Origin of the sequence: Candidatus Methylomirabilis sp., from assembly GCA_036000645.1 — a bacterium.
Lineage (GTDB): Bacteria > Methylomirabilota > Methylomirabilia > Methylomirabilales > JACPAU01 > JACPAU01.
In genome coordinates this window covers 1-24,110 of record DASYVA010000034.1, presented here as the reverse complement: position 1 = coordinate 24,110, position 24,110 = coordinate 1, and the positions used below count along the sequence as shown (strand labels likewise).

23 protein-coding genes are annotated in these 24,110 nt (G+C 71.7%); 15 read left to right on the top strand and 8 right to left on the bottom strand.

Annotation, left to right across the window (positions count from 1 at the left end; all coding sequences use genetic code 11):
- Positions 1–46: 46 nt before the first annotated feature.
- Genes VGT06_01880 through VGT06_01865 form a run of 4 tightly spaced genes read right to left on the bottom strand, consistent with a single transcriptional unit; the run spans position 47 to position 4,636 of the window.
- Positions 47–1,135: a hypothetical protein gene (locus VGT06_01880; protein ID HEV8661882.1), complete on the bottom strand. Its 1,089-nt coding sequence runs from the start codon at positions 1,133–1,135 to the stop codon at positions 47–49.
- A 33-nt stretch (positions 1,136–1,168) separates the two neighbouring features.
- On the bottom strand, positions 1,169–1,753 hold the full coding sequence (locus VGT06_01875; GenBank protein HEV8661881.1) for a histidine phosphatase family protein: 585 nt from the start codon (positions 1,751–1,753) through the stop codon (positions 1,169–1,171).
- 8 nt (positions 1,754–1,761) lie between these two features.
- Entirely contained in the window at positions 1,762–2,757 is a 996-nt protein-coding gene (locus VGT06_01870; protein HEV8661880.1) for a PQQ-binding-like beta-propeller repeat protein, read from the bottom strand.
- A gap of 19 nt (positions 2,758–2,776) precedes the next feature.
- Complete coding sequence (locus VGT06_01865; GenBank protein HEV8661879.1) at positions 2,777–4,636, bottom strand: M28 family peptidase; 1,860 nt, start codon at positions 4,634–4,636, stop codon at positions 2,777–2,779.
- Between the two features lie 132 nt (positions 4,637–4,768).
- On the opposite strand from VGT06_01865, the gene VGT06_01860 reads away from it, so the two are divergent.
- The 12 genes from VGT06_01860 to VGT06_01805 all read left to right on the top strand — a co-directional run bounded on the left by VGT06_01860 (position 4,769) and on the right by VGT06_01805 (position 19,232).
- Positions 4,769–5,890, top strand: coding sequence for a tetratricopeptide repeat protein (locus tag VGT06_01860; protein ID HEV8661878.1), 1,122 nt, complete (start codon positions 4,769–4,771; stop codon positions 5,888–5,890).
- A gap of 11 nt (positions 5,891–5,901) precedes the next feature.
- Complete coding sequence (locus VGT06_01855) at positions 5,902–6,612, top strand: nitroreductase family protein (protein ID HEV8661877.1); 711 nt, start codon at positions 5,902–5,904, stop codon at positions 6,610–6,612.
- Between the two features lie 17 nt (positions 6,613–6,629).
- The gene (locus VGT06_01850; protein HEV8661876.1) at positions 6,630–7,490 is read left to right on the top strand and encodes a DUF72 domain-containing protein; all 861 of its coding nucleotides are present in this window, start codon (positions 6,630–6,632) and stop codon (positions 7,488–7,490) included.
- A 29-nt stretch (positions 7,491–7,519) separates the two neighbouring features.
- Entirely contained in the window at positions 7,520–7,984 is a 465-nt protein-coding gene (locus VGT06_01845; protein ID HEV8661875.1) for a DinB family protein, read from the top strand.
- 70 nt (positions 7,985–8,054) lie between these two features.
- Positions 8,055–12,416, top strand: coding sequence for a DEAD/DEAH box helicase (locus VGT06_01840; GenBank protein HEV8661874.1), 4,362 nt, complete (start codon positions 8,055–8,057; stop codon positions 12,414–12,416).
- Between the two features lie 28 nt (positions 12,417–12,444).
- Complete coding sequence (locus VGT06_01835; GenBank protein ID HEV8661873.1) at positions 12,445–12,972, top strand: putative metal-dependent hydrolase; 528 nt, start codon at positions 12,445–12,447, stop codon at positions 12,970–12,972.
- Entirely contained in the window at positions 12,969–14,060 is a 1,092-nt protein-coding gene (locus tag VGT06_01830; protein ID HEV8661872.1) for a mandelate racemase/muconate lactonizing enzyme family protein, read from the top strand. Before VGT06_01835 ends, VGT06_01830 begins: the two co-directional genes overlap by 4 nt.
- A 55-nt stretch (positions 14,061–14,115) precedes the next feature.
- Positions 14,116–15,114 (top strand): TAXI family TRAP transporter solute-binding subunit, encoded by a 999-nt coding sequence (locus tag VGT06_01825; protein HEV8661871.1) that lies wholly within the window; start codon positions 14,116–14,118, stop codon positions 15,112–15,114.
- Between the two features lie 12 nt (positions 15,115–15,126).
- Positions 15,127–15,588 carry a hypothetical protein gene (locus VGT06_01820; GenBank protein ID HEV8661870.1) on the top strand — a complete coding sequence of 154 codons (462 nt, stop codon included), beginning with the start codon at positions 15,127–15,129 and terminating at the stop codon, positions 15,586–15,588.
- The gene (locus VGT06_01815) at positions 15,578–18,307 is read left to right on the top strand and encodes a TRAP transporter fused permease subunit (protein ID HEV8661869.1); all 2,730 of its coding nucleotides are present in this window, start codon (positions 15,578–15,580) and stop codon (positions 18,305–18,307) included. The genes VGT06_01820 and VGT06_01815 overlap by 11 nt, the downstream gene beginning before the upstream one ends.
- 199 nt (positions 18,308–18,506) lie before the next feature.
- Positions 18,507–18,695 (top strand): hypothetical protein, encoded by a 189-nt coding sequence (locus VGT06_01810; protein HEV8661868.1) that lies wholly within the window; start codon positions 18,507–18,509, stop codon positions 18,693–18,695.
- A gap of 225 nt (positions 18,696–18,920) precedes the next feature.
- The gene (locus VGT06_01805; GenBank protein ID HEV8661867.1) at positions 18,921–19,232 is read left to right on the top strand and encodes a hypothetical protein; all 312 of its coding nucleotides are present in this window, start codon (positions 18,921–18,923) and stop codon (positions 19,230–19,232) included.
- Positions 19,233–19,306: 74 nt separating this feature from the next.
- On the opposite strand, the gene VGT06_01800 is transcribed toward VGT06_01805, so the two are convergent.
- Together VGT06_01800 and VGT06_01795 are read right to left on the bottom strand one after the other, a co-directional pair.
- Positions 19,307–19,816 (bottom strand): 3-isopropylmalate dehydratase small subunit, encoded by a 510-nt coding sequence (locus VGT06_01800; protein HEV8661866.1) that lies wholly within the window; start codon positions 19,814–19,816, stop codon positions 19,307–19,309.
- A gap of 8 nt (positions 19,817–19,824) precedes the next feature.
- Positions 19,825–21,087, bottom strand: coding sequence for a 3-isopropylmalate dehydratase large subunit (locus VGT06_01795; GenBank protein HEV8661865.1), 1,263 nt, complete (start codon positions 21,085–21,087; stop codon positions 19,825–19,827).
- Positions 21,088–21,284: 197 nt separating this feature from the next.
- Here VGT06_01795 and VGT06_01790 point away from each other — a divergent pair, with 197 nt between their 5' ends.
- Together VGT06_01790 and VGT06_01785 are read left to right on the top strand one after the other, a co-directional pair.
- The gene (locus VGT06_01790; GenBank protein ID HEV8661864.1) at positions 21,285–21,578 is read left to right on the top strand and encodes a hypothetical protein; all 294 of its coding nucleotides are present in this window, start codon (positions 21,285–21,287) and stop codon (positions 21,576–21,578) included.
- Positions 21,579–21,692: 114 nt separating this feature from the next.
- Positions 21,693–22,565, top strand: a complete 873-nt coding sequence (locus VGT06_01785; GenBank protein HEV8661863.1) for a DMT family transporter — start codon at positions 21,693–21,695, stop codon at positions 22,563–22,565.
- Here the strand turns inward: VGT06_01785 and VGT06_01780 are convergent.
- Together VGT06_01780 and VGT06_01775 are read right to left on the bottom strand one after the other, a co-directional pair.
- Positions 22,562–23,260, bottom strand: coding sequence for an urease accessory protein UreH (locus tag VGT06_01780; protein HEV8661862.1), 699 nt, complete (start codon positions 23,258–23,260; stop codon positions 22,562–22,564). The two genes, VGT06_01785 and VGT06_01780, sit on opposite strands and share 4 nt — an antisense overlap.
- 11 nt (positions 23,261–23,271) lie before the next feature.
- Positions 23,272–23,403, bottom strand: a complete 132-nt coding sequence (locus tag VGT06_01775; GenBank protein ID HEV8661861.1) for a hypothetical protein — start codon at positions 23,401–23,403, stop codon at positions 23,272–23,274.
- Between the two features lie 51 nt (positions 23,404–23,454).
- Between VGT06_01775 and VGT06_01770 the strand changes: the two genes are divergently transcribed.
- The gene (locus tag VGT06_01770; protein ID HEV8661860.1) at positions 23,455–24,006 is read left to right on the top strand and encodes a hypothetical protein; all 552 of its coding nucleotides are present in this window, start codon (positions 23,455–23,457) and stop codon (positions 24,004–24,006) included.
- Positions 24,007–24,110 lie beyond the last annotated feature (104 nt).

Genomic DNA, 24,110 nt, shown 5'->3' with positions numbered 1-24,110 from the left:
CCCTCTTGGCGGACGTGTCCTGCTTCCGGATCGTTGCGGGCGTTCGTCAGTCGGCCCAGTCGGCCAGGAAAATGTTCATCTCTCCCGGCGCCTGCTGGTCGCGGGTCGAGGAAAAGACCAGCATCCGGCCGTCCCGGGAGAACATCGGGAACGCGGCAAAGGACTCGCCGTACGTGACCCGCTCTAGGTGGGTCCCATCGGCGCGGATCAGGTAGAGCGCGAAGGTCCGGCCGCTCGGGTCGTGCAGGTTGCTCGAGAAGATGATCCGCTGCCCGTCCGGGTGCAGGAAGGGGGCGAAGGAGGCCGCGCGGAGGTCCGTCACCTGGCGGATGTTCCCCCCCTCCGCGTCCATGAGGAAGAGCTCCATCCTGCTCGGCCGGACCAGGTGGCGGGCGAGGAGGTCCTGGTACTCCTTGAGCTCGCTGGGCGCCTTCGGGTGCCAGGCCCGGTACACGATCGTCCCCCCGTCCCAGGAGAAGAAGGGGCCGCCGTCGTACCCGGGCCGGTCGGTGAGGCGCCGGACGCTCCCCCCGTCCAGGTCCATCAGGTACAGGTCCAGGTCCCCCTCCCGCAGCGACGTGAAGACGACGGTCTTCCCGTCCGGGGAGACCGCCCCCTCCGCGTCGTACCCGACGTTGTGGGTGAGCCGGCGCAGGTCGGAGCCGTCGAGGGCCGCGCTGAAGATCTCGTAGTCGGGATAGATGGGCCAGATGTAGCCGCGGCTCAGGTCGGGCCGGGGCGGGCAGGCCGGGCCGCCCAGGTGGGTCGAGGCATAGATGAACCGCGACTGGCCCGGCACGAAGAAGGAGCAGGTGGTCCGCCCCTTCCCGGTGCTGAGGAGCCGGAGGCCGGAGCCGTCCAGGTTCATCAGGAAAATCTGATCACAGACGAAGCCGTCCCGGGTCGCCTGGAAGATGAGCTGCCTGCCGTCAGGGGAGAAGTAGGCCTCGGCGTTCTGGCCGCCGAAGGTGAGCTGCCGAACGTCCACCAGGTGCCGCTCCCGCTCTCGCAGCCCGGGGTCGCGCTCGACGGGGCGCGCGGGCCCGCGGGGGCTCGCGCAGCCGGCGGTGAGCGCCGCGCCGAGCCCCAGCTTCAGGACCGTCCGCCGGTCCATGAGGCGGCTCTCCCTCCCCATCGCTGCAAGAGCCTCCGTTCCCCTCGCGCCGGCTCAGTTGGGGGGGAGTGCGGCGGGCGCCAGGCGGCCGGCCAGCCGGAACGTGCCACTTTCCTGCGGTGTCAGGACGACGATCTCACCCGGGGCCGGGAAGACCCCCGTCAGCGCCGAGATATTGACCTGATGGGTGACCAGGACCACGTTGCCGGTGCCGGGCCGTTCACCGACGAGCGCGCGGACCACCCGCGTCTGCTCGGGCTCGCGGCGCCGATCGTCGAAGAAGGAGTTGAGCGGGGGCCAGGGCTCGGCGGTCCCGAAGGCCAGGCGCGCGGTCTCCAGGCACCGGCACCACCGGCTCGACAGCACCCGCCCGACCGGGATGCCGCGGGCACGGAAAGCGGCCCCGAGGCGCCGGGCTTCCTCCCGGCCCTTCGGCGACAGGTTCCGCTGCGTGGCGCACTCCTCGAGGCGATAGCCCGGCGGATCTCCCACTCCGGGATCGGTCGAGGCGTGGCGCATCACCACGACCTGCCCGCCGCCCTTGAGGAGCCCCCAGAGCGCCTCATTCCCGGCGGCCGCGGCGGGGAGGCAGAGCAGGAGAGCGGAAACCGCCGCAGCCGGGACCCCCCGCTTCCGCATGGGCCTCCCTACTCGATGACGCCGAGGCGCCCGTTGTGGCTGCCCATGTACCAGAGCCGCCCCTCGGCGTCCACGATCATCTTCCGGATGCCCACCCGTTTCGAGGGGAGCGGGACGACCCGGATCTGCTCCGTTCTCGGGTCGAGCCGAACGACCGTATCGGTGGCAATCTCATTGGCCCACACGAACCCGGCCCCGTCCACGGTGACGGCGTAGGGGCCCCCGTCAGGGCCTGCCGGGAGCGGGTACTCCTTGACCACCTTGCCGGCGGCGGGATCCACGCGGAGCAGCGAGCCCTTGCCGTAGAGGGTGACCCAGAGCGAGCCGTCCGGAGCGACGGCCATCCGGCGCGGCTGGGAGCCCCGCTCCAGCACGAGCTCCGTGATCGTGCCGGTCTTCGGGTCGAGCTTCCCGAGCTTCCCCGCGCTGATCAGGCAGAACCAGACGTTGCCCGCCTTGTCGAGCGCGATCCCGTAGGGGCTGCCCGCCGTCTTGAACTCGGTGATCGCCCCGGTCCGCGTGTCCAGCCGGCCGATCCGGTTGCCGCCCTGCACCGTGAACCAGATGATGCTCCCACCGTCGAGGACGAGCGTATGGGGGCCGCCGCCCGAGGGGGCCTTGTGCTCGACGACCTTGCCCGTGACCGGGTCGAGCTGGCCGATGGTGCCGTTGCCGTTGCCCGTGTAATAGACCTGGCCGCGCGGATCCACGAGGAGGCCGTGGGGCCTGGCCCCCTCCGGCAGATCCCACTCCTTGAAGGTCTTCGCGCGGGGGTCGAACCGCGCGATCTTGTTCCCGTGCATCACGGCGATGTAGATACTGCCGTCCGGCCCGGGGGCCGGATCGCGCGCGAACTCGGGGGTGGGGACCGGCCACTCGGCCACCTGCCCCTTGAGGTTCGGCCGGGCGCCCGGCGCGATGCCGTAGCTCGACCCGCCGGCCCACGCGGCTCCGGCCATCAGGAAGCACAGGCCGACCGTCACAACGCTCCGGATGTGTCGCATGGCGCGTTCGTACCTCCTCCTACTGCCGGCGCTCGAGGGTGGCGCGGATCGCGCGCTCCTCGCCATCGCGCCGGTAAATGACCTGCACCGTGTCCCCCGCCCGCTTCGCGCGCAGGGCATAGGCCAGGTCCTCCAGGTTTGTGATTCGGACCCCGGCAAACCGGATGATGGTGTCTCCCGCCCGGAGCCCCGCGCGCTCCGCCGGGCTCCCGGGGCGCACCCCGCCGAGCATCACGCCCTCGACCTCGCTCGCGCCGAAGTCCGGGATCGAGCCGAAGTAGGGGCCGTACCCCCGCCCGTCCCCGGCGGCAGGGGGCCGGCCGCTCGCCCGGACGAAAGCGGGAGCCGCGGGCTCGCCGGCCAGCGCGGCCGCCGTCCGGTACACCAGCGTCGCCACCTGCTGCAGTCCCGCCGCGTCGATCTTCTCGGGGGTGTCGCTCGGGCGGTGGTAGTCGCTGTGCGGGCCGGTGAAGAAGAAGAGGACCGGCCGCTCGCGCAGCGCGAAGGCGGTGTGGTCCGAGGGACCGTAGCCGTCCCCGCGCATCACCAGCGTGAGGGGAAGCCCCCGGGCCGCCGCCCGGAGGATCCCGGGCCACTCCCCGGCCGTCTCCACGCCGGCGACCAGAATCTTCCCATCGCGCAGCCGCCCGACCATGTCCAGGTTCAGCATGGCGACCGTCCGCTCCAGGGGGATGGGAGGCTGCTTGGTGTAGAACGAGGAGCCAAGGAGGCCCATCTCCTCGCCGGCGAAGGCGGCGAAGATCAGAGTCCGTGCCGCGCCGCCGGCGGCGGCGAAGGCCCGGGCCAGTCCGATCACGACGGCGGTCCCGGAGGCGTTGTCATCCGCCCCCGGGTGGATCACCCCGAAGGCCGACGGGGCCAGCGACGCTTCACCCCCCCGGCCCAGGTGATCGTAGTGGGCGCCCAGGACGACCGCCGTCTCCCGGAGGGCGGGATCGCGGCCCCGCAGGAGACCGACCACGTTGGCCGTCCGCCCCTTGTCCCGGATGAGGTCCACGCCGAGGCGGGCGCGGACTCCCGGCAGCGGGAACGATCGGGGGGCCAGGGCGGCGTCAATGGCCGCCTGCAGGTCGGCCAGTCGCGTCCCGGAAGCGCCCAGGAGGCGGTCGGCGAGCGCCGCGGTAATGTTCACGGCGAGCAGGCTCGAACGGGACGAGGAGGCGCCCCGCAGCCCGATCAGCTCCTCCGGCTCGTCCCCGTGGTTGTTCGGGTCCCGGACCAGCAGGACGGCGGCGGCGCCGTGCTCCCGGGCGTTGATCACCTTGGTGCGGGGCTCCGTGTAGCGGTACGCCTCCGGGCGGCGGAACGGGCCGGCCTCGTCCCGCTCGCGCGGCTCGTGGCTCATGACCAGGACGACCTTGCCGGTGGCATCCTGCCCGGCGTAATCATCGTAGCCGAGCTCGGGGGCCGTGATCCCGTACCCGGCAAAGAGGACTTCCCCCTCCACGGTCCCCTCGGCCGAAAAGGAGAGAGGGACGTAGTCGCGGCCGAGGGCGGGCGGTCCCGGGAGGGGAGCCGGCAGGCCGTCGAACAGGAGGGCGTTGCCGGGACCCGGGCGGATCCCCGTCACCACCTCGAAGGGTTGGAGATAGCCTCCGGCCTCCCCGGCGGGGCTCAAGCCGGCTCGAGCGAACTCGGCGGCGATGTAGGCGGCGGCCCGCTCCCCCCCGGGCGTGCCCGAGGCCCGCCCCTCCATGGCCGGGGCGGCGAGCGCCTCCACGTGGCGCAGCAGGCCGGCGGGATCGAGGAGGGCCTCCGCCGCCGGCGACCAGTGGGCGGCCAGGTGGGAGCTGCCGCCGGCGCAGCCGGCCAGGGGCAGGATGACGAGGAGAGCGACGATCCGGGACGTGACAGGCATGCACCGCATCCCGCAGGCGATGCTAGGCGAGAGCGGGGAACGTGTCAACGGCAGGAGTGGCCGCGTTGCCCGGCCTCGGGGGCCGGTGTATACTCGCGGGGTCTTTGCGCTTGGAGTGGGGAAGGGGGAGGGATGGCGAGAGGGAGAAAGGAGCGGGCGAGCCGGCGCCCCGCGATCGTGCCAGGGGCGGGGGGGCCGGGCTCCGGGAGCATCCCCCCGTGGCTCACCTGGGGAGGACTTGCCCTCGGGCTTCTCCTCGTGGGGTTCGGGCTCGGCCTTCTGGTGACCCGTTGGAACAGCCCGACGGGCGGGCCTCCGCCCGGCCTGCAGGAAGCCGTTCCTGAAGAGACCCGGACGGCCAACCCCGGAGACCAGGCGGGGGCCGGGCCATCCGCCGACACCTCGGCCCGAATCGCAGACCTGAAGGCGCGCCTTGCGCTGAACCCGCACGAGACCCCCACCCGCCTGGCCCTGGCCCACCTCTACCTGGATACGGGCCGCTTCGCCGAGGCGATCACCCTGTATCAAGAAGTTCTCCGCCGGGAACCGGAGAACCCCGATGCCCTCATGCACATGGGGACCATCCTCCTCCGCGGAGGCCACGGGGAGGAGGCGCTGCGCTCGCTCGATCGTGCGCTGAAGGGAGACCCGCGAAGCGCCCACGCCCTCTGGGACAAGGCACAAGTCCAGGCCACCCTCCTTGGGGATAGCGCCGGCGCCATCAGGACCTGGGAGCAATTCCTCAAGGTGGCCCCGGGACCGGAGGATGCCGCCCGGGTCCGGGAGATGATGGCGGAGGCACGCAGCCTGCAGGAACGCCGCCCGGCAGCCGCCCCGCCCCCCCTCGCTGGAGCGCCTGCGCCCGAACCGGGATCCCTGACGCCCGATGACCCGACCGTTCAGGCTGCCCGCGAACTGCTGGCCCGGATCGGCTCCGGTCCGGCCTCCGGGGCCGGCCCGCCGGTCCCCGGGACCTCTGCGGCCGCCCCGCGGGCGAGGGAAGCCGCGGCCCACCCCGGCGAGCGCCTCTTCTGGGAGAAGGGCTGCGGGGGCTGCCATGCCGTCCGGGGGGTCGGCGGCCAGATGGCCCCGGACCTCGCCGGCCGAACGCGGAGCGGAGGGCGTGACGTCGCCTGGCACGTCCGCTTCCTGAAGGAGCCGGCCGCGGTGATCCCCGGCGCCCGGATGCCCGCGTACCGCCATCTCTCGGAGCAGGAGCTTCGGACCCTCGCCGAGTTTCTCGTGACGCTCTGAGCGGAGCCCCCATGACGGCCCTGCCGCTTCCCCAGGCGGTCCTGCGGCGCCGCGCGGTCCGCCGCTTCAAGCCCGACCCGCTGCCGGCGGGAATCCTCGAGGAGCTCCTGGACCTGGCCAATCGCGCCCCTTCGGGATTCAACCTGCAGCCCTGGCATTTCGTGGTGGTCACCGAGCCCGCGCGGCGGGCGGGGCTGCAGGAGGCGGCGCTGGGCCAGAGCCAGGTGGGGGAGGCCCCGGCGACCGTGATCTTCGTGGCCGACCCGGAGGCCTGGCGCGCTCATCTGGACGAGGTGCTGGCCATGGGGAAGGCGGAGGGAGCGGTCAGCGCGCGCTACGAGCGGCAGCTCCGCCGGACGGTTCCGCCGGCCTTCGCCCTCGGGCCGCTGGGGCTGCTGGGGCTCGCGCGGGCCCTGTTCCTGCCCCTCCGCCGGCTCTTCACCCCCACCCCCACGCTGCCTGTCAGCCGAGGCGGGCTCAGGGCTTATGCCGTCAAACAGACGATGCTGGCCGTCCAGACCTTCATGCTCGCTGCGGCCGCGGCCGGCCTGGACACCTGCCCCATGGAGGGGTTCGACGAGGTCCGGATCAAGCGCCTGCTCGGGATCCCCCGGCGGATGACGATCCCCGTGATCGTGGCGGTGGGGTACGCGCAGGAGGACCTTCCCCCGAAGCCCCCCCGCTTCCCTCTCGAGCGGAAGCTCCACCGGGAGCGGTTTTAGGGGAAGAGCCGCAACGGATGCCGATGGGCGACGAGATCGTGAGGGTCGGGACGTCGGGGTGGTCGTACCCGACGGGCGAGGGCCGGTGGACCGGCGTGGTCTACCCGCCGGGGACGAAGAGCGAGCTCGAGTATTACGCCGGTCGCCTGTTCAACACCGTAGAGGTCAACGTCTCCTTCTACCGACTGATTCCGCCCGCGACGGCGAGGGGGTGGGCCCGGATCACGCCGCCGGGCTTCGCGTTCGCCGTGAAGGCCTGGCAGAAGTTCACGCATCCGAAGATGCACGCCGAGGCCGCCGGGAAGGAGGAGGCGGTCACCCGGGCGGACCTGGACAAGTTCCGGGCGGGACTCGGGCCGCTGGCGGAGGCGGGCAAGCTGGGCGCGGTCCTTCTCCAGTTCCCGCCGTCGTTCCACGCCTCGGTCCAGAACCTGGAGCACCTGGGGATGCTGCTCGAGGCCCTGGCCGACTTCCCGCTGGCGGTGGAACTGCGGCACCGCTCCTGGAGCCACCGGCACGCCGAGACCCGGAGCCTGCTCGAGGGCCACCGGGCGACCTCGGTGATCATTGACGAGCCGAAGTTCCCCTCCTCGATCCGCCAGGAGGTCGGGCCGCTCAGCGGGATGCTCTACCTCCGCTTCCACGGGCGCAACGCGGCGAAGTGGTGGAAGCACGAGCGGGCCGAGGAGCGGTATGACTATCTCTACACCGAAGGGGAGCTGCGGCCGTTCGCCGAGCGGATCCGGAAGCTCCGCGCGGAGAGCCCCCTGCGGCGGGCCTTCGTCTTCTTCAACAACCACGCCCGCGGGCAGGCGGTCCAGAACGCCCACATGATGCTCAAGATGCTGGCGGAGGGCGCAGGCCCCGTAGAGAGCTGAATGGGCCGAACCGGCAGGGAGGGGTTGAGGTGGACCCGAAGATCGCGCTACTGCTGGAGATGGAGCGGTCTGTCTGGAGCCAGACCTGGAAGAACCTCACCGGGCTGGCTGAGGAGGAGTACCGGTGGCGGCCGCTGCCGCAGGCGAACGACATCAACTGGATCCTGCGGCACCTGGCGGGGTACGAACGCTACTGCGGCAGCATCGTGCGGGGGGTGGACGTGGGGCGAGGACACTGGCCCGATGCACCCTTCCCTCAGATCAGGAAGGACCTGGAGGAACTCGCCGCGGCGTACCAGGAGGCCATCGCTCCCCTGCGCTGGAATGACCTGATCCATCAGGTCCCTTACGGGCAGGGCCGCACCCGGCGGCTGAGTGAGCTTCTCAGCTACCACCCGCTGCACACGTCGGGGCACCGGTTCCAGATCCGATACATCCGGGGGACCCACGCGAGGGTCACAGGCAAGGACAAGCGCGTCTTCGACCCTGGCTAGCGGTCAACTGGCGACGGGAGGAACTTGCGCGATGTCAGGTCCCTTGCGGGCCCCGAACGGGGAAGGCGCGATGAGCGACCGCCGTTTCCATCCCCTGGTGGAGCGCTGGTTCCGCGAGCGGTTCGGCGCGCCCACCGCGCCCCAGGCCTCCGGCTGGCCGCACATCGCCGCCGGCGCGGACACGCTGATCGCCGCGCCGACAGGCTCAGGGAAGACCCTGGCGGCCTTCCTCTGGGCCATTGACGGGCTGGTGCGCGCGGCCGCCGCCGGACCGCTCGAGGACCGGACCCGCGTCGTCTACGTTTCTCCCCTCAAGGCGCTGAGCAACGATATCCAGAGGAACCTGCAGGAGCCGCTCGCCGGCATCGAGCGCCTGGCAGCAGGAGAGGGTCTCGAGCTCCCCGAGATCCGGGTCCTGGTCCGCACCGGGGACACGCCGCCTGCCGAACGCCAGCGGATGGCCCGTCGGCCCCCGCACATTCTGATTACGACGCCCGAGTCGCTGTACATCCTCCTCACCTCCGAGGGCGGCCGGCGGTCGCTCGCCACCGCCGGGACCGTGATCGTGGACGAGATCCACGCCGTAGCCGGCGACAAGCGGGGCGCCCACCTGGCACTCTCCCTGGAGCGACTCGACGCGCTGGCCGGCCGGCCCCTCCAGCGGATCGGCCTGAGCGCCACCCAGCGGCCCATCGAGGAGATCGCCCGCCTCCTCGTCGGGAGCGGGCGGCTTGGCCCGGACGGTGCGCCCAGGTGCGCCATCGTGGACGAGGGCCACCGGCGGCCCCTCGACCTCTCTGTCCAGGTGCCGGACCAGCCGCTCGGCCCCGTGGCGACCCACGAGATGTGGGCCGAGATCTACGACCGGATCGCCGCCCTCACCCGCGCGCACCGGACCACGCTCGTCTTCGTCAACACCCGTCGCCTGGTGGAACGGGTGGCCCACCAACTCACGACCCGATTGGGCGAAGGGAAGGTGGCTGCCCACCACGGCAGCCTCTCGCGGCGGACCCGCCTCGAGGCCGAGCAGCGCCTGAAGGCGGGAGAGATCCCGGTCGTGGTCGCCACCGCCTCCCTCGAGCTCGGCATCGACATCGGGACGGTGGACCTGGTCTGCCACCTCGGGGCGCCCCGAGCCCTCTCCACGCTCCTGCAGCGCGTCGGGCGTTCGGGCCACCTGCCGGCGGCGGGCGCCGCCGCCGGCCCCATGCCGAAGGGGGTCCTCTTCCCCCTCACCCGCGACGAGCTCACGCAGTGCGCGGCCGCCATCCGGGCCCTCCGGGCGGGCGAGCTCGACCGGGTGATCCTCCCCCGTGCTCCTCTCGACATCCTGGCCCAGCAGATCGTGGCCACCGCCGCCGGCGGCGACGTGGGGGAGGAAGACCTATGGACCCTGGTGCGCCGGGCTTATGCGTACCGGGACCTCAGCCGGGACGACTTCGAAGCGGTCCTGGAGATGCTCTCCGAGGGGGTCTCGACGCGGCGGGGGCGCCGCTCGGCCCACCTGCACCGGGACCGGGTGCACGCCCGCCTGCGCGGGCGCCGCGGGGCCCGGTTGGCCGCCATCACCTCCGGCGGCGCCATCCCGGACACCGCGGACTACGACGTGATCGAGGAGCCGGCGGGCACCTTCGTGGGCAAGGTCAACGAGGACTTCGCCGTGGAGAGCCTCGCCGGCGACATCTTCCTCCTGGGCAATCGGTCCTGGCGCATCCGCCGCGTGGAGGCCGGCCGCGTGCGCGTGGAGGATGCCCAGGGCGCCCCGCCCACCATCCCCTTCTGGCTCGGTGAGGCCCCGGCGCGCACGGCCGAGCTCTCCGCCGCCGTGGCCGCCCTCCGCCGCGGGGTGGCCGCCCGGCTGCCGGATGCGGCGGCCGCCACGGCGTGGCTCGGCGCCGAGGCCGGCCTGGATGGCGCGGGGGCCGGGCAGGTGGTGGCCTACGTGGCCGAGACGCTGGCGGTCCTCGGCGCCGTCCCGACGGAGCAGGTGGTCGTGGCCGAACGGTTCTTCGACGAGGCGGGAGGCATGCAGCTCGTCCTCCATGCCCCCTTCGGCGGGCGGATCACCCGCGCCTGGGGGCTCCTCCTGCGCAAGCGGTTCTGTCGCACCTTCGACTTCGAGCTCCAGGCGGCGGCCACGGACGATGGGATCGTCCTCTCCCTCGGGGAGCAGCACAGTTTCCCGCTCGAGAGCATCTTCGCCATGGTCCATCCGGCTGCCCTGGAGGAGGACCTGGTGCAGGCGGCCCTCCAGGCCCCCATGTTCGGCACCCGCTGGCGGTGGAACGCCGCCCGCGCCCTGGCCCTCCTCCGGATGAACGGGGGGCGGCGGGTGCCCATGCCCATCCAGCGCATGCGGGCCGAGGACCTGCTGGCCGCCGTCTTCCCCGCCCAGGTCGCGTGCCAGGACAACAACCCGGGCCCGGTCGAGCCGCCGGACCACCCGCTGGTCAAGGAGACCATCGCCAACTGCCTGCACGAGGCGATGGACCTGGAGGGCCTGCGGGCCCTCCTCGCGGCCATCGCGCGGGGGGAAATCCGGACCGTGGCGGTGGACACGCCGGCCCCCTCGCCGATGAGTCACGAGATCCTCCATGCCAACCCCTACGCGTTCCTGGACGATGCCCCCCTGGAGGAACGGCGGGCCCGGGCCGTGGCCCTGCGGCGGACGGACCCGGACCTGGCGCGAGGCGTGGGCGCCCTGGACGGGGCAGCGATCGCGGAGGTGCGCGCGCAGGCCTGGCCCGACGTGCGGGATCCCCATGAGCTGCACGATGTCCTCCTCACGCTCGTCCTCCTGCCGGTCACGGCGGCCGAGGGGTGGAGGGGCCTGGCGGAGCCGCTGATCCGGGACGGGAGGGCAACCCGCGCCTCTTGGGCGCTTGCCGAGGAAGAGGGGAGCGCTCACTCCGAGGCGCTCGTCGCGGCAGAGCGACTGCGTGCCGTCCAGGCGGCGCTTCCTGGCGTCCGACTGGAGCCGGCGATCGCTCCACCCGCGCCCGCCCGCGGCGAGCCGGAGGTGCCCGATCGCGCCGACGCCGTCCGGCTCATCATCCGGGGCTGGATGGAGCATATCGGCCCCACGACCGGGGCGGCCCTCGCGGCCCGCCTCGGCCTCTCGCCCGCCGACGTGGAGCTCGCCCTGCTGGAACTGGAGCATCAGGGCACCGTCCTGCGTGGACGGTTCACCCCGGGGGTCGCCGCCGATGTTCTTGAGTGGTGCGACCGGCGCCTGCTCGCTCGCATCCACCGGCTCACGATCGGGCGCCTCCGCCGCGAGATCGAGCCGGTCCCGGCGGCGGACCTCATCCGCTTCTTCCTCCGCTGGCAGCACGTCCAGCCGGGGACGCAACTGCACGGGCGGGAGGGCCTCTTGCAGGTGATCGGCCAGCTTCAGGGGCTGGAGCTCCCCGCCCCCTGCTGGGAGCGGGACGTGCTGCCGGCCCGCATCGCCCACTACAACCCGGCCGACCTGGAGGCGCTCTGCCTCTCCGGGGAGGTGGCCTGGGCCCGCTTGCGCCAGCAACCCGCCCTCGCCGATTCCGAAGAGGAGCCGGCGCGTGATTCCGGGCGTCGGACCGGCCGGCGCCAGGCGCCGACCCGCTCGGCCCCCCTGGCATTCGTCTTGCGCCGGGACCTGCCGGTGTTCCTCGACCCCGGCCCTGCTGAGCTGGCGTCGGTCGAGGGGCTCTCGGCGGCGGCCCGGGACGTTGCCGGTCACCTCGCCGGGCGGGGCGCCTCGTTCCTGGCCGACATCGCCCGGGCCACGGGTCGCCTCCCCGCGCAGGTGGAGGGGGCGCTCTGGGAGCTGGTGGCGCGCGGCCTGGTGACGGGAGACGGCCTCGCCGGACTGCGTGCCCTGCTCAGGCCCGAGGAGCGGCGCCGCCTTCCCCACCGCCGGCTCCGGATGGTCCGGGGGACGATGCTCCGGGAGCGCCTCATCCCGCTCGGCCGGTGGGGCCTGCTCCACCCGGTGGGGACGGTGCCGGAGCCCGGTCCCGCGAGGGAGGAGAGGGAAGAAGCGATGGCGCGCCAGGTGCTCCAGCGCTACGGGGTCGTCTTCCGCGAGCTGCTCACCCGGGAAGGTCGCGCCCCCGCATGGAGAGCGCTGCTCGGGATCTATCGGCGGCTCGAGGCCACGGGCGAGATCCGCGGCGGGCGGTTCGTGGCCGGCTTCGTGGGAGAGCAGTTCGCGCTCCCCGAGGCCGTGGAGGCGCTCCGCGGCGTCCGCCGCGTGAGGGACGATGGGGAGGTCGTGATCGTGAGCGCCGCCGACCCCCTGAACCTGGTCGGCATCATCACCCCGGGCGCACGCCTCTCGCCCGCATCGGGGCAGGTCATTGCCTATCGGGCCGGCGTTCCCGTCGAGGTCGGCGACCTGGGCGCCGTCCGCCAGCGCCTGCGACACCAGGCCCCGGCGCCGAGCGCCTGACGGCGCCGCGGTCCTGGAGGGGGAAGCGATGGAAGACTTGCGATACCCGATCGGGAAGTTCCGAGCGGAAGCCGACGTCACCGATGCCAAGCGCCGCCGGTGGATCGAGGAGATCGCCGGGACGCCCGACAGGCTCCGCGCCGCCGTGGACAGATTGTCCGCGGAGCAGCTCGACACCCCCTATCGTCCCGGCGGGTGGACGATCCGGCAGGTCGCGCACCACCTGCCGGACAGCCACCTGAACGCCTACGTGCGGTTCAAGCTCGCCCTCACGGAAGCGGAGCCGACCGTCAAGACCTATGACGAGGCGGCATGGGCCGAGCTGGCCGATGCACGGACGGCGCCGGTCGAGCTCTCGCTGACGCTGCTCGAATCGCTCCACCGCCGCTGGGTCCTGGTGCTCCGCTCTCTGTCCCCGCTCGATTTCGCCCGCGCGTTCCGGCATCCCGAATGGGGGACGGTGACCCTCGACTGGTACCTCCAGCAGTATGCGTGGCACGGGCGGCACCACGTCGCGCACATCACGTCGCTCCGCGAGCGCAAGGGCTGGGGATGAAGGTCACCAAGGTCGAAGCCACGACGCATCGGGTGCCGGCGCGCGTGCCGCTCCTCAAGGACCCGGTCATGCGGGAGATGGTCTTCGTGCGGGTCGAGACCGACGGCGGCCTCACCGGGTACGGGATCACGGGCCCGATCCAGCGGTTCGCGGTCCGGGAACTCGTGAACCGGGAAGCGGGGCCGATGCTCATCGGCAAGGACCCTCTCGCTACCGAGCGGCTCTGGCACGAGTGGTTCACCCGGTTGAACCCCCGGGCCCAGACCGGGGTCTGGTCCTCGGCCATCAGCGCCCTGGACATCGCCCTCTGGGACCTGAAGGGGAAACGGGCCGACCAGCCGGTCTGGAAGCTCCTCGGCGGCCACAGCGCCACCGTGCCGGCCTACATCACCTTTGGCCTCCTGGAGTACAGCCGGGAGCAACTGGTCCAGGTGGCGAAGCAGTTCGTCGCCGAGGGCCACGACAAGCTGAAGATGGTGGTGGCGATCAATGGCGCGCAGGACCCGGCCGAGGACGCGGCGCGGGTCCGGGCGGTCCGGGAGGCGGTCGGAGACCGGATCGAATTGATGGTGGACGCGAACTACCTGTTCGCCTTCCCGCGCGCCCTGGACCTCTGCAAGCGGATCGAGCCGTACCGGATCACGTGGTTCGAAGAGCCGGTGTACGGGAACGACGCTCGCTTGCTGGCCGACCTGCGCCGCCAGACGAGCATCCCGATCTCGGCGGGGCAGAACGAGGGGCACAAGTGGCGCCACCGGGAGCTGCTCCTCCACGGGGCCGTGGACATCCTCCAGCCGAACGTGGTGTACGTCGGCGGCTATACCGAGGCGGTGAAGGTGGCCGCGATGGCGCAGGCGTTCAACCTGCCGATCGCGAACGGCGGGGGCTGGCCCCACCACAACGCGCACCTGATCGCGGGCGTGGCGAACGGCTGGCGCGTGGAGTATCACGTCCCGATGTGGGTGACCGGCGAGATCATCTTCCGGGACCCGCCGAAGCCGGTGCGCGGGGCGGTCACGCTCCCCGACCGGCCGGGGCTGGGCCTGGAGCCGAACGAGGAGGCCCTGCGGGAGACGCTGGAACGCTGACGGTTGCGAACGGACCGGGGGTTGCGCAGTGCACCCATTTCGAGGAGAAGGCGCGATGCATGCAATCACGCGACGGCAGGCCATGAAGCTGCTCGGCATCGGCGGGTGGGCGCTGTTGGGGCAGGGAGCTGGCGCTCGCAGAATCCTCGCCCAGACCAAGGTCCGCCTCTCCATCGCCACGGGGGGCACGGGCGGCGTCTACTACCCCCTGGGGGGCGGGATGGCGGCCCTCATCTCGAAGTACCTCCCGGGGGTGGAGGCGACGGCCGAGGTGACCACCGCGTCGGTGGACAACATGAAGCTCCTCCATGCGGGGAAAATCGCGCTGGCCCTCACGCTCCCCGACACGGCCTGGGATGCCCACGAGGGAAAACTCAAGGGGCTCGCGGACAAAGTTGCGGTTCGGTCCCTGGCCGCCCTCTACTCCAACTACATGCACATCGTCACCCTGGAGGGGAGCGGGATCCGGAGCGTGGCCGACCTCAAGGGAAAGCGGGTCTCCACCGGGGCTCCGGGGTCGGGCACCGAGGTCAAGGGCCTTCGGGTCCTCGAGGCCTACGGCCTCACGCCGAAGGACCTGGGGAGCCAGGACCGCCTCGGGGTGACCGAGTCTGCCGGCGCCCTCAAGGATCGGAAGCTCGACGCCTTCATCTGGGACGGCGGGCTGCCCACGGCCGCCGTCCTCGACGTGGCGGCCACCCCGGGCATCAAGATTGCCCTCGTCCCGCACGGGGACGCCGCCCCGAAGATGGTGGCCAAGTACGGCCCCCTCTACTTCACGGCGACCATCCCGAAGGCGACCTACGCAGGGCTAAGCGCCGACGTGCCCGTGGCGGGGGCGACGAACCTGCTCGTGGCCCACGAGCGGATGGAGGAGTCGCTGGCCTATCAGATCACGAAGGTGCTGCTCGAGCACACGCCGGAGCTAGTGGCGGTCCACAAGGCGGCGCAGGAGATCACGCTCAAGAGCGCCGTGGTCGGCTCCCCCGTCCCGTTTCACCCGGGGGCCTTGCGCTACTACCGGGAGAAGGGCATCAAGCTGCCCGCCAGTTAGCGAGGGGCCTTCATGCGGCCGCTTCTCCTGCTCCTGGTCCTGGCCACGCTCGCACCCTCGGGGGCCGACGCCGGATTCTGCCTGCACGTGGAGGCCAGGGACGGACCTGTCGCCGCCCTCCCGGTGACGGACGGGGAGGAGGTGCGCCTGGCCTTCCGCCATTCCCTCTACGGGTCGCCGGTGGAGGAGGCATTCCGCGTGACGGCGGAGGGGTTGCGGCTTGTCCGGCTCCGCTACGGGGAGGAGCGGCTGGTGGAGTTCTACGGCCACGAGGCAGCGCGGCGTGAGGGGGACTGGTGGATCGTCGAGACCGAGGGGCCGGCACGCGGCACGCTGGTCCTCCGGGCGAGTCCGGAGTCTCAAGTTCGGATCACGGTGGGATGGCGGCGGGTCCCGCTCGGGGAAGGGGGGGAACCGGGCCGCCGCGTGAGGCTCGCCGTCGCGGCCTGCGGGGAGGACGGGCGTGCCCGATGACCTGATCGATCCCTCACGGGTCTCCGCCGCACTGGAGTTGGTGGAGGCCGAGGAGGGACCCCGGCGACGCCTGACCGGCCCGGTGGGACGGGCCGTCTCTGCGGTGGCCGTCGCCATGTCGCTGCTCTTCCTCTACTGGGCCTGGGGCACCGTCACGACCCAGATCCTGCGCCTGTCCTTTCTCGGCTTCACGCTGGTCCTCTCGTTCCTGCTCTACCCCGCCCGGCGGAAGCGCGGAATGGAGCGGGTGGGGTGGCCCGACTGGCTCCTCGTGGGCCTGAGCCTCCTCGCCGTCGGCTACCCCCTCTGGGACTTCGAGGAGTTCATCTACCGGGCGGCGCTGCCGACCACGTGGGATCAGGTCTTCGGCGGGCTCACCATCCTGCTGGTCCTGGAGGCCACCCGGCGGACGACGGGGTGGATCCTCCCGACCGTGGCGATCGCCTTCCTGGCCTACGCGTGGCTCGGAGCCTGGCTGCCGGCGCCCTGGACCCATCAGGGCTACGGCCTGGACCGCCTCGTCGGGCACATGTACACGACGCTCGAGGGGATCTTCGGCGTCCCCCTGGACGTGGCCGCGACGTTCATCATCCTCTTCACGATCTACGGGGCTTTCCTCGAGCACTCCCGTGCCGGCGAGTTCTTCGTCAACTTCTCCCTCGCCGCGACCGGCGGCAAGCCCACGGCCGCCGGCCGGACGGTGACGCTGGCTTCCTTCCTCCTCGGCGGGCCCTCCGGCTCCGGCGTGGCGACGACGGTGACGCTCGGGTCAGTGGCCTGGCCGCTCCTGGCGAAGGCCGGCTACGACAAGGCCTCGGCCGGCGGGTTGCTCTCCGCCGGGGGCATCGGCGCCATCATCTCGCCGCCGGTCCTCGGCGCCGCCGCCTTCCTCATCGCCGAGTTCCTCAAGGTCTCCTACCTCGACGTGATCGCGATGGCGGCGATCCCCACGCTCCTCTACTACTGGTCGGTCTTCGTCATGGTCGAGCTGGACGCGAAGAAGTTCGGCGCCCGGCCGGTGGCGGTGGCGGGGGAGAACGTCTGGAGCCTCACGCGCAAGTACGGTTTCCACTTCCTCTCCCTCGTCGCGATCGTCGTCTTCATGCTCTTCGGATACACGGCGATCCTGGCCGTCTTCTACGCGACGCTCCTCGCCGCCGCGCTGAGCTTTCTGCGGCGCGAAACCGCCCTGACCCCTCCGCGCCTGGGCCGCGCCCTGGAGGGTGGGGCCGTCGGGGTCCTCTCCGTCGCCGCCACCTGCGCCACGGCGGGGATCATCGTCGGCGTGGTCACCCTGACCGGCCTCGGCCTGAAGTTCTCCCTCATCATCCTGACGTTAGCCGGGGGTGGGCTGTTCCTCACGGTGCTCTACACGGCCCTGGCCGTCTGGATCCTGGGGCTCGCGGTGCCGGTGACCGCCTCCTACATCATCGCGGCCGTCATCACGGCGCCGGCGATGATCCGGCTCGGCGTGCCGGAGTACGCGGCCCACATGTTTATTTTCTACTACGCCGTCCTCTCCGAGGTGTCGCCGCCCACGGCGCTCTCCCCGTTCGCGGCCGCGGCCATCACCGGCGGCAACCCGTACCGGACGACGATGATGGCGTGGAAGTACACGCTCCCCACCTTCCTCGTCCCCTTCATGTTCACGCTGCACCCGGACGGCATCGGCCTGCTCCTCAAGGGCCCCTGGGGCAACATCCTCTGGACCACCGTGACCGCCATGGTGGGGCTGGCGGCCCTGGCCGCGGGACTCACCGGGTGGCTCCTCCGGAAGACGAGCTTGCTCGAGCAGGTCGTGCTCGTCGCCGCCGGCCTGGTGCTGGTGTACCCGGGGTGGCTCCAGGACCTGATCGGCTTCGGGCTTTGCACGCTCGCCGTGCTCCTCCAGGCCCTCCGCCGCCCGCCGCGCAAGGCCGGGCCGGTCCTGGCGGTCTTCCTCCTCGCGGCTCTCCTGGCGCCGGCACGCGCCGGTGCGGCCCCGGTGAAGTCCCCATATCCGATGGAAGTCGTCGCGGAAGAGCTGCGGGAGCCCCGCGGGCTCCTCGTCCTCCCGGACGGGAGCGTGCTGGCCGCCGAGCAGGCCGGCGACGCCCTGGCCCGAATTGCGCCCGACGGGACCGTCACGCGCATCGGGGCGGGCCTGTCGTGGCCGCACGACATCGCCCGAGACGCGGCGGGCGCCCTCTACGTGGCCGACACCCGCCGCGGGCGCATCGCCCGGGTCTCCCCGGACGGGGCGGTGAGCACGTACGTCGGCGGGCTCACCGCTCCCGTGGACCTGGACTTCGATTCCGCCGGGCGCTTGATCATCTGCGAGTTCACCCGGGGGCCGCTCAAGGTCGCGGAGGGCCCCGGGGAGGCGGAGCCGTTCGGTCCCGTCCTCGCGGGAGCGCACGGGCTGCTGTTCGAGCCGGGGGGCGGGATCCTGGTGGCGGAAAACCTGGCGGAGCGGATCTCGCGCGTCACGGCGGACGGGGAGCACCGGCCCCTCTGGGAAGGAATCAGGGGCGTCGGCCTCGCCCGCGGTCCCTCGGGGGACGTGTACGTCGCGGAGCCGGGGGAGGGCCGGGTCTGGCGCCTGAAGCCGGGCGGGGTGGAGATCGTGGTGGCCGAGGGGCTGGCCGGCCCGCGGGACCCGGCCTTCGACGCGGCCGGCCGGCTCTATGTGGCCGAGACCGCGGCGGGGCGGGTGGTCCGGTTCGTCGGGGCGTTCTGACCTCTGCCCAACTGTAATTGCTGGATTTTTGCTCGCGCCGGGCCCAGGGGCCAGGCGCGATTTTTTTCGGTGGGGAGCGGATCCCGGGAGGGGAGGCTGCATCTATAGGGGCAGACGCGGCCGCGGGATCGAGAGCAGAGCAGGAAATGAAACGGGGATGGAACACAAAGCGCCCTGCGGGGCACGGAGGGACCAGGTCATGAAGAAGCTCATCGCGTTCGGCCTGCTGGCGGCCACGGTGGCGTTCAGCGGGGCGGCCTTCGCCGGCGACGGCGGGACCTTGCAGGATCGGGAGCTGCAGAAGCTCTTCGAGTGGTCGGCCCAGGTGGCGAAGCCGGCCAGCCCGGTGGCGGCGGCCCTGGAGTACCAGGGCTCCGGCATCAACTAGGCGCGGCAGCCGAACAGTACGGGTCCCGTCGGGAATCCCCGACGGGACCCGAGTTTTTTAGGGTCACGCAGGCTTCCTCGGAGGGGACGCGGGATCCGGCGTGCATCGTTTTCGCGGTCGGGGCATCTATATGGGAGATGCGGCCGCGGGATCGGGTAAGCAGAGTACGGTGAAACAGGGATGAAATACCGCATGCCCTACGGGGCAGGGAGGAATGCAGTCATCATGAAGAAGCTTGTCGCATTCGGTCTGCTGGTGGCAACAGTGGCGTTCGCGGGAACCGCCGTCGCGGACGGCGGGACCCTCCAGGATCGGGAGCTGCAGAAGCTGTTCGAGTTTTCCGCCCAGGCGCCGCAGTCGGCCCGCCCGGTGGCGCCCGCCGCGGAGATCCATGGCCTCCTGGAGCAGGAGGTTCGGGAGCTCATCCAGTGGTCCGCCCAGGCAGCGGCTGAGGCGACCCTCGCGGCTGGCCCGGGGGCGGGGGCGAGCCGGGAGATCCCGCCCGTCCTGGAGTACCGGGGCTCCGAGATCAAATAAGCACGAGGCCTGAACAGCACGGGCCCCGCCGGGAAGTCCCGGCGGGGCCCGATGCGTTTGGGCGTGCTGGCTCTTTACTTGAACACCAGGTCCCCGTGCTTGCGGACGAACTCGACGATCCCGCCGTGCTCCAGGATGGCCAGCATCACTTCCGGAATCGCCCCCACGCGGAACTCCTGCCCCTTCGTCAGATTTCGGACCAGGCTTCGCTTCAGGTCCACCTCCAGCTCGTCCCCCTGGGCGATCCGGTCGGTGTCCAGCGTCAGGGCCGGCATCCCGATGTTGAAGGCGTTGCGGTAGAAGATCCGGGCAAAGGACTTGGCCAGCACCACGGGCACCCCCGCCAGCTTGATGATCCGGGCCGCGTGCTCCCGGGAGGAGCCCTGGCCGAAGTTGCGGCCCGCCACCACGATGTAGGTCGTGTCCTTCTTCATGGTGGCCGGGGCGAAGTTCGCATCGGCATCCTCGAGGACGTGCTCCGCCAGCTTGGGCAGGTCCGACCGGAGATGGGCGTAGCGGCCCGGCGCAATCAGGTCGGTCGAGATGAAATCTCCGAACTTCCAGGCGACTCCCCGGATGCCCATAGCACCTCCTACAGATAGGGCCGCGGGTCCACGATCTTCCCCGCGATGGCCGACGCCGCCGCGACGGCCGGTGAGGAGAGATAGACGAACGACTTGGGGTTCCCGAGCCGCCCCTTGAAGTTCCGATTCTGCGTGGCCAGGCAGACCTCCCCGTCCCCGAGCAGCCCGAACTGCCAGCCGGGGCAGGGGCCGCAGGCGGGAGACCCGAAGACCGCGCCCGCCTCCACGAACGTCGCCACCAGGCCCTCCGCCAGCGCCCGCTGGTACACGCCCCGCGACCCCGGGTACACGAGGAACCGGGTCCCCGCCGCCACGCGCTTCCCCTTGAGGATCCCGGCCGCCGCCCGCAGGTCCTCGAGCCGCCCATTGGTGCAGGTCCCGAGGAACACCTGATCCACGTGGATTCCCTCTTTCGCCACCTCGCTGATCGGCTTCACGTTGCCCGGCGTGTGGGGGACGCACACCAGCGGCTCCAGCCGGCCCACGTCAATCTCCAGGGTCTGCTCGTAGGTGGCGTCGGGATCGGCGGCGAGAGGCTGCCAGTCCTTCTCCCGCCCCTGCTGGGCCAGGAAGGCGCGGGTCTGCTCGTCGGAGGGGAAGAGGCCCAGCTTCGCCCCGGCCTCCTGGGCCATGCTGGTCATGGTGAGCCGGGCGTCCATGGAGAGGGTGGGGACGGTGTCCCCCGCGTACTCCATCGCCTTGTACGCCGCGCCGTCCTCCCCGATCTGCCCGATGATGTGGAGGATGATGTCCTTGGAGGAGACCCCGGGCTGGAGCTTCCCCTTGAGGACGAAGCGCATCGTCTCCGGGACCCGGAACCAGGTCTTCCCCAGGGCCATGGCGATGGCGACGTCGGTGGAGCCCATCCCCGTGGCGAAGGCGGCCAGCCCCGCCGCCGTGCTGGTGTGGGAGTCCGCCCCCACCACGATGTCCCCCGGCTTCACGTACTTCTCGGCGAGGAGCAGGTGGCTGATGCCGGAGCCTACGTCCTCCAGGATGGCGCCGGTGTTGGCCGCGAACTCCCGGAGGCGCCGGTGCATGTTGCTGTACTCGGGCCGGGCGGCGGGCCCCATGTGGTCCAGGACCAGCATGGCGCGATTCGGGTACTTGACCATGTCCTTGCCCATGAGCTCGCGGATCATGTCGAAGGTGAGGACGCCCGTCCCATCCTGGACGGTGGCCATGTCCACATCCGCGACCACGATATCCCCCGCGTGGACCTCCCGCTTGAGCCGCCGCGAGAGGATTTTCTCGGCCAGTGTCAGGCCCATGGCTCCCCCTCTCTCGCCCCTCCGCCCCCGTGAAACCTTCCGGACATATCCCGGTCCCGGTTGGGCTGTTCTCGATCCTCGCTTTCCGGTCCCTGACGTGTAATGTCCCAGTATACGCCCCGCCGCCTTTCGCCACAATGGCCTCCCCTGCCCGGCATCTCTCCGGGATGACCCTCGGTGCAGCAGAGGGTCTCCTGGTGACTCTGATCCTGCTGGCGGTCCCTCAGGGCGTCGGCGCGCAGGACGCGGATTTGTACGTCGGGTTCTACCTCGGGCTCTCCCGGCCGCTCGATAGCGACTTCACCGTCCGGGACAGTGGGGCGGGGACGGGGGCGCTGGCGGGCGTGAAGCTCTTCTTCACGCCCCACCTGGCGTTCTTCGCCGAGTATAAATACAGCCGGGCCAGCCACTCCCTCCGGCTCTTCGACGTCAGCGAGAAATTCGTGCTCGAGGTCAACCACTTCGCCCGGGGATTCGCCTGCCACTTCTAGGGGCGGCGGGCCGGCCGCGGCGACGGCGTCCGGCGCCTTGCCGGTCGCCTGCCCTTCTGGTACCGTGCAGCGGGCCCGCCCCGGGGGCAGCGCGGCGGGAACCGGAGGGAAGCGGTGACGGCAGCGGCCCTCGGTCTGGTCCTGGCAGCGGCCTTCCTGCACGCTACCTGGAACCTCGCCCTGAAGCAGAGCACCCGGAAGCTCACCGTCTCCTGGCTCGGGACCCTGGTGGGCGCCCTGCTGGCGACCCCCGGGCTCCTCCTTGTGCCGGGCGAGCTCAGGATCAGTCCCGGAGGCTGGGCGTGCGTCGTGGCCACCGGCCTCCTGCATGCCCTCTACTTCCTGTTCCTCAGCGAGGCCTACGAGCGGGGGGAGCTGTCCCTGGTCTATCCCCTGGCGCGGGGATCGGGGCCCCTCCTGGTGGCGCTCCTGGCGCCGTTCCTCCTGCAGGAGGTCCTCACCCCGGGCGGGGCGACGGGGATCGGTCTTGTGGTCCTGGGCGTCTTCGGGCTGGCGGGGGGACCGGAGCCGACGCCCCCCGGGCGGAGCCGGCTGCTGAGCCAGTGGCATGCCCCGCACGTGGCCATGGCCCTCCTCACCGGCCTCACGATCGCGGGCTACTCCCTCGTGGACAAAGTGGGCGTGAGCCTGGTCCACCCCACCCTGTACCAGATCCTCATGATGGCGCTCGCCTTCCTCGCCCTCGCGCCTTATGTCCTGACGCGCCAGCGCCCGTCGCTCGCCTCCCTGAAGGCGGAATGGCGAACCATCGCCATCGTCGGGGTCTTTTCCTTCGTGGCCTACCAGCTCGTCCTCTTCGCCCTCCGGCTCGCCAAGGTGGCCTACGTAGTCGCGACGCGGGAGGTGAGCATCGTCTTCGGGGCCGCGCTCGGGGCCGCCTTCCTCGGCGAGCGGCACGGTCCCCGGCGCCTCCTGGCCGCGGCCGCCGTCGCCGCCGGAACCATCCTGATCGGATTGAGCCGCTAGCGTAGGCCCCCGCCCGCGGCGATCTCCCCCGCGAGGCCCAGTCCCAGGACCAGACTGATGCTCCCGGCGACCATCCGGACCTGCCCGGCGAATGCGGCCCCTCGCCGGACCGCGTAGGCGATGGGGAAACTGAGCAGGCCGGTGAGCAGCGTCATCCCCGCGATGCTCCCGAGGCTGAAGAGGCCGAGGTAGGCGAGGCCGGCCAGCGGAGAGGAGAGCGTACTGAGAACGAGCAGGGTAAGGGGGCCGCTCCCGGCGAGCCCATGGAGGCACCCTATCAGGAGCGGTCGCCGCTCCAGGGGGAAGGGGTGGCCGTGGGCATGGGGGGCGCCGTCGGACACGTGGTGAGCGTGCAGGTGGAGGTGCCGCTTGCTGGCGCCCTCCTCGACATGCCAGTGCAGCCGCTTCTCCCGCTGGACGCTCCAGATCGCGCGGGCCCCCAGCCCGACGAGCAGGAGACCCACGGCGAACTCGGCGGCGGCTGACAGCCGCTGGGGGATCACCAGCCGAAGGGCAAGGACGAGCAGGCCCGCAGTGTGCCCGAGTCCCCAGCTTGTTCCCAGCAGCGAGGACCGGCGGAGGCCGGGAGTCTCACTCACTAGCGTCCCCACGGCCGCTACGTGGTCCGCATCCAGCGCATGGGTCAGGCCCAGCAGAAACCCGAGGCCGAGGGCAGGGAGAATGGACGCGTCCACGGCGTGTTCCCTTACCGATCGGCCGCGAGGCGCGCCCAGGACAGGGAGCCCCGCCGCGCCATCTCCTCCAGCGTCACCCGCGGGCAGATGTTCCGCCGATTGAGGGTGGCGGGGCGGATTCCTCGCGGGGCGTTCGCGTCCATGGCCTTCTCCTCCTGTTTGACAAACCGGCCTTCAGCCTACCAGAATGGAGCATGCCGGTTCACCTGGAATGGAGACGCCTCCAGGCCTGCGCGATCCTTTTGATGGTTCTGGCGCTTGCGGGCGTGCGCCTTGCCTCGGCAGAGCAGCCCCCGCCCGGGGCCACGAAGCCCCCCACGCCGGCCGCCCTCGCCGGCGAAATCCGGGCCCTGCGGGAGCGCGTGGAGGCCCTCGAGCGGACGCTCACCGGCCTCCTGGAGGCCCTGCCCATGGTCGCCTCCGGGGTGGTGGCGGTCCCGCCCGCAGCGCGACAGCTCGAGGATCCGATCGGGAGCCCGCTGGGCTTCGCACGGCTGCAACCGGGCCAGGCCACCGTCCGGCACGGCCTCGGGGCGGCCGAGGTGACCGTCCACCTGGCCGTCTTCTCGTCCGACGGACGGGTCTCGTATCAGGTGCCCGCCGGGGCGCTGTTCGCCAGCGCTCCCACGCCGCCCGATGGGACCTTCACCATCTTCAACGCCACGGAGGGCCCGCTCGCGGTGCGCTGGTGGGCCATCCTGCACGGAGGGCCGAGCCAGAGCGGCCCCGCGGAGGGAACGCCGTAGCGGCCCCCCCGTCCCCTGGTGAGGCGCCCCCCCCTGTGGTAAACTCGGGCTGACGTCGGCGCGCGCGGCGTACGTGGTGCCGCGCTGCCCCCGAGGGTCCGATG

Bases quoted from the DNA above. Each gene is read 5' to 3' on its own strand.
- VGT06_01855 (HEV8661877.1), top strand. From the start codon at position 5,902: ATGACGGCCCTGCCGCTTCCCCAGGCGGTCCTGCGGCGCCGCGCGGTC.
- VGT06_01865 (HEV8661879.1), bottom strand. From the start codon at position 4,636: ATGCCTGTCACGTCCCGGATCGTCGCTCTCCTCGTCATCCTGCCCCTG.
- VGT06_01800 (HEV8661866.1), bottom strand. From the start codon at position 19,816: ATGGGCATCCGGGGAGTCGCCTGGAAGTTCGGAGATTTCATCTCGACC.
- VGT06_01795 (HEV8661865.1), bottom strand. From the start codon at position 21,087: ATGGGCCTGACACTGGCCGAGAAAATCCTCTCGCGGCGGCTCAAGCGG.
- VGT06_01830 (HEV8661872.1), top strand. From the start codon at position 12,969: ATGAAGGTCACCAAGGTCGAAGCCACGACGCATCGGGTGCCGGCGCGC.
- VGT06_01840 (HEV8661874.1), top strand. From the start codon at position 8,055: ATGAGCGACCGCCGTTTCCATCCCCTGGTGGAGCGCTGGTTCCGCGAG.
- VGT06_01805 (HEV8661867.1), top strand. From the start codon at position 18,921: ATGAAGAAGCTTGTCGCATTCGGTCTGCTGGTGGCAACAGTGGCGTTC.
- VGT06_01835 (HEV8661873.1), top strand. From the start codon at position 12,445: ATGGAAGACTTGCGATACCCGATCGGGAAGTTCCGAGCGGAAGCCGAC.
- VGT06_01880 (HEV8661882.1), bottom strand. From the start codon at position 1,135: ATGGGGAGGGAGAGCCGCCTCATGGACCGGCGGACGGTCCTGAAGCTG.
- VGT06_01770 (HEV8661860.1), top strand. From the start codon at position 23,455: ATGCCGGTTCACCTGGAATGGAGACGCCTCCAGGCCTGCGCGATCCTT.
- VGT06_01870 (HEV8661880.1), bottom strand. From the start codon at position 2,757: ATGCGACACATCCGGAGCGTTGTGACGGTCGGCCTGTGCTTCCTGATG.
- VGT06_01860 (HEV8661878.1), top strand. From the start codon at position 4,769: ATGGCGAGAGGGAGAAAGGAGCGGGCGAGCCGGCGCCCCGCGATCGTG.
- VGT06_01810 (HEV8661868.1), top strand. From the start codon at position 18,507: ATGAAGAAGCTCATCGCGTTCGGCCTGCTGGCGGCCACGGTGGCGTTC.
- VGT06_01825 (HEV8661871.1), top strand. From the start codon at position 14,116: ATGCATGCAATCACGCGACGGCAGGCCATGAAGCTGCTCGGCATCGGC.
- VGT06_01875 (HEV8661881.1), bottom strand. From the start codon at position 1,753: ATGCGGAAGCGGGGGGTCCCGGCTGCGGCGGTTTCCGCTCTCCTGCTC.
- VGT06_01775 (HEV8661861.1), bottom strand. From the start codon at position 23,403: ATGGACGCGAACGCCCCGCGAGGAATCCGCCCCGCCACCCTCAATCGG.
- VGT06_01820 (HEV8661870.1), top strand. From the start codon at position 15,127: ATGCGGCCGCTTCTCCTGCTCCTGGTCCTGGCCACGCTCGCACCCTCG.
- VGT06_01850 (HEV8661876.1), top strand. From the start codon at position 6,630: ATGCCGATGGGCGACGAGATCGTGAGGGTCGGGACGTCGGGGTGGTCG.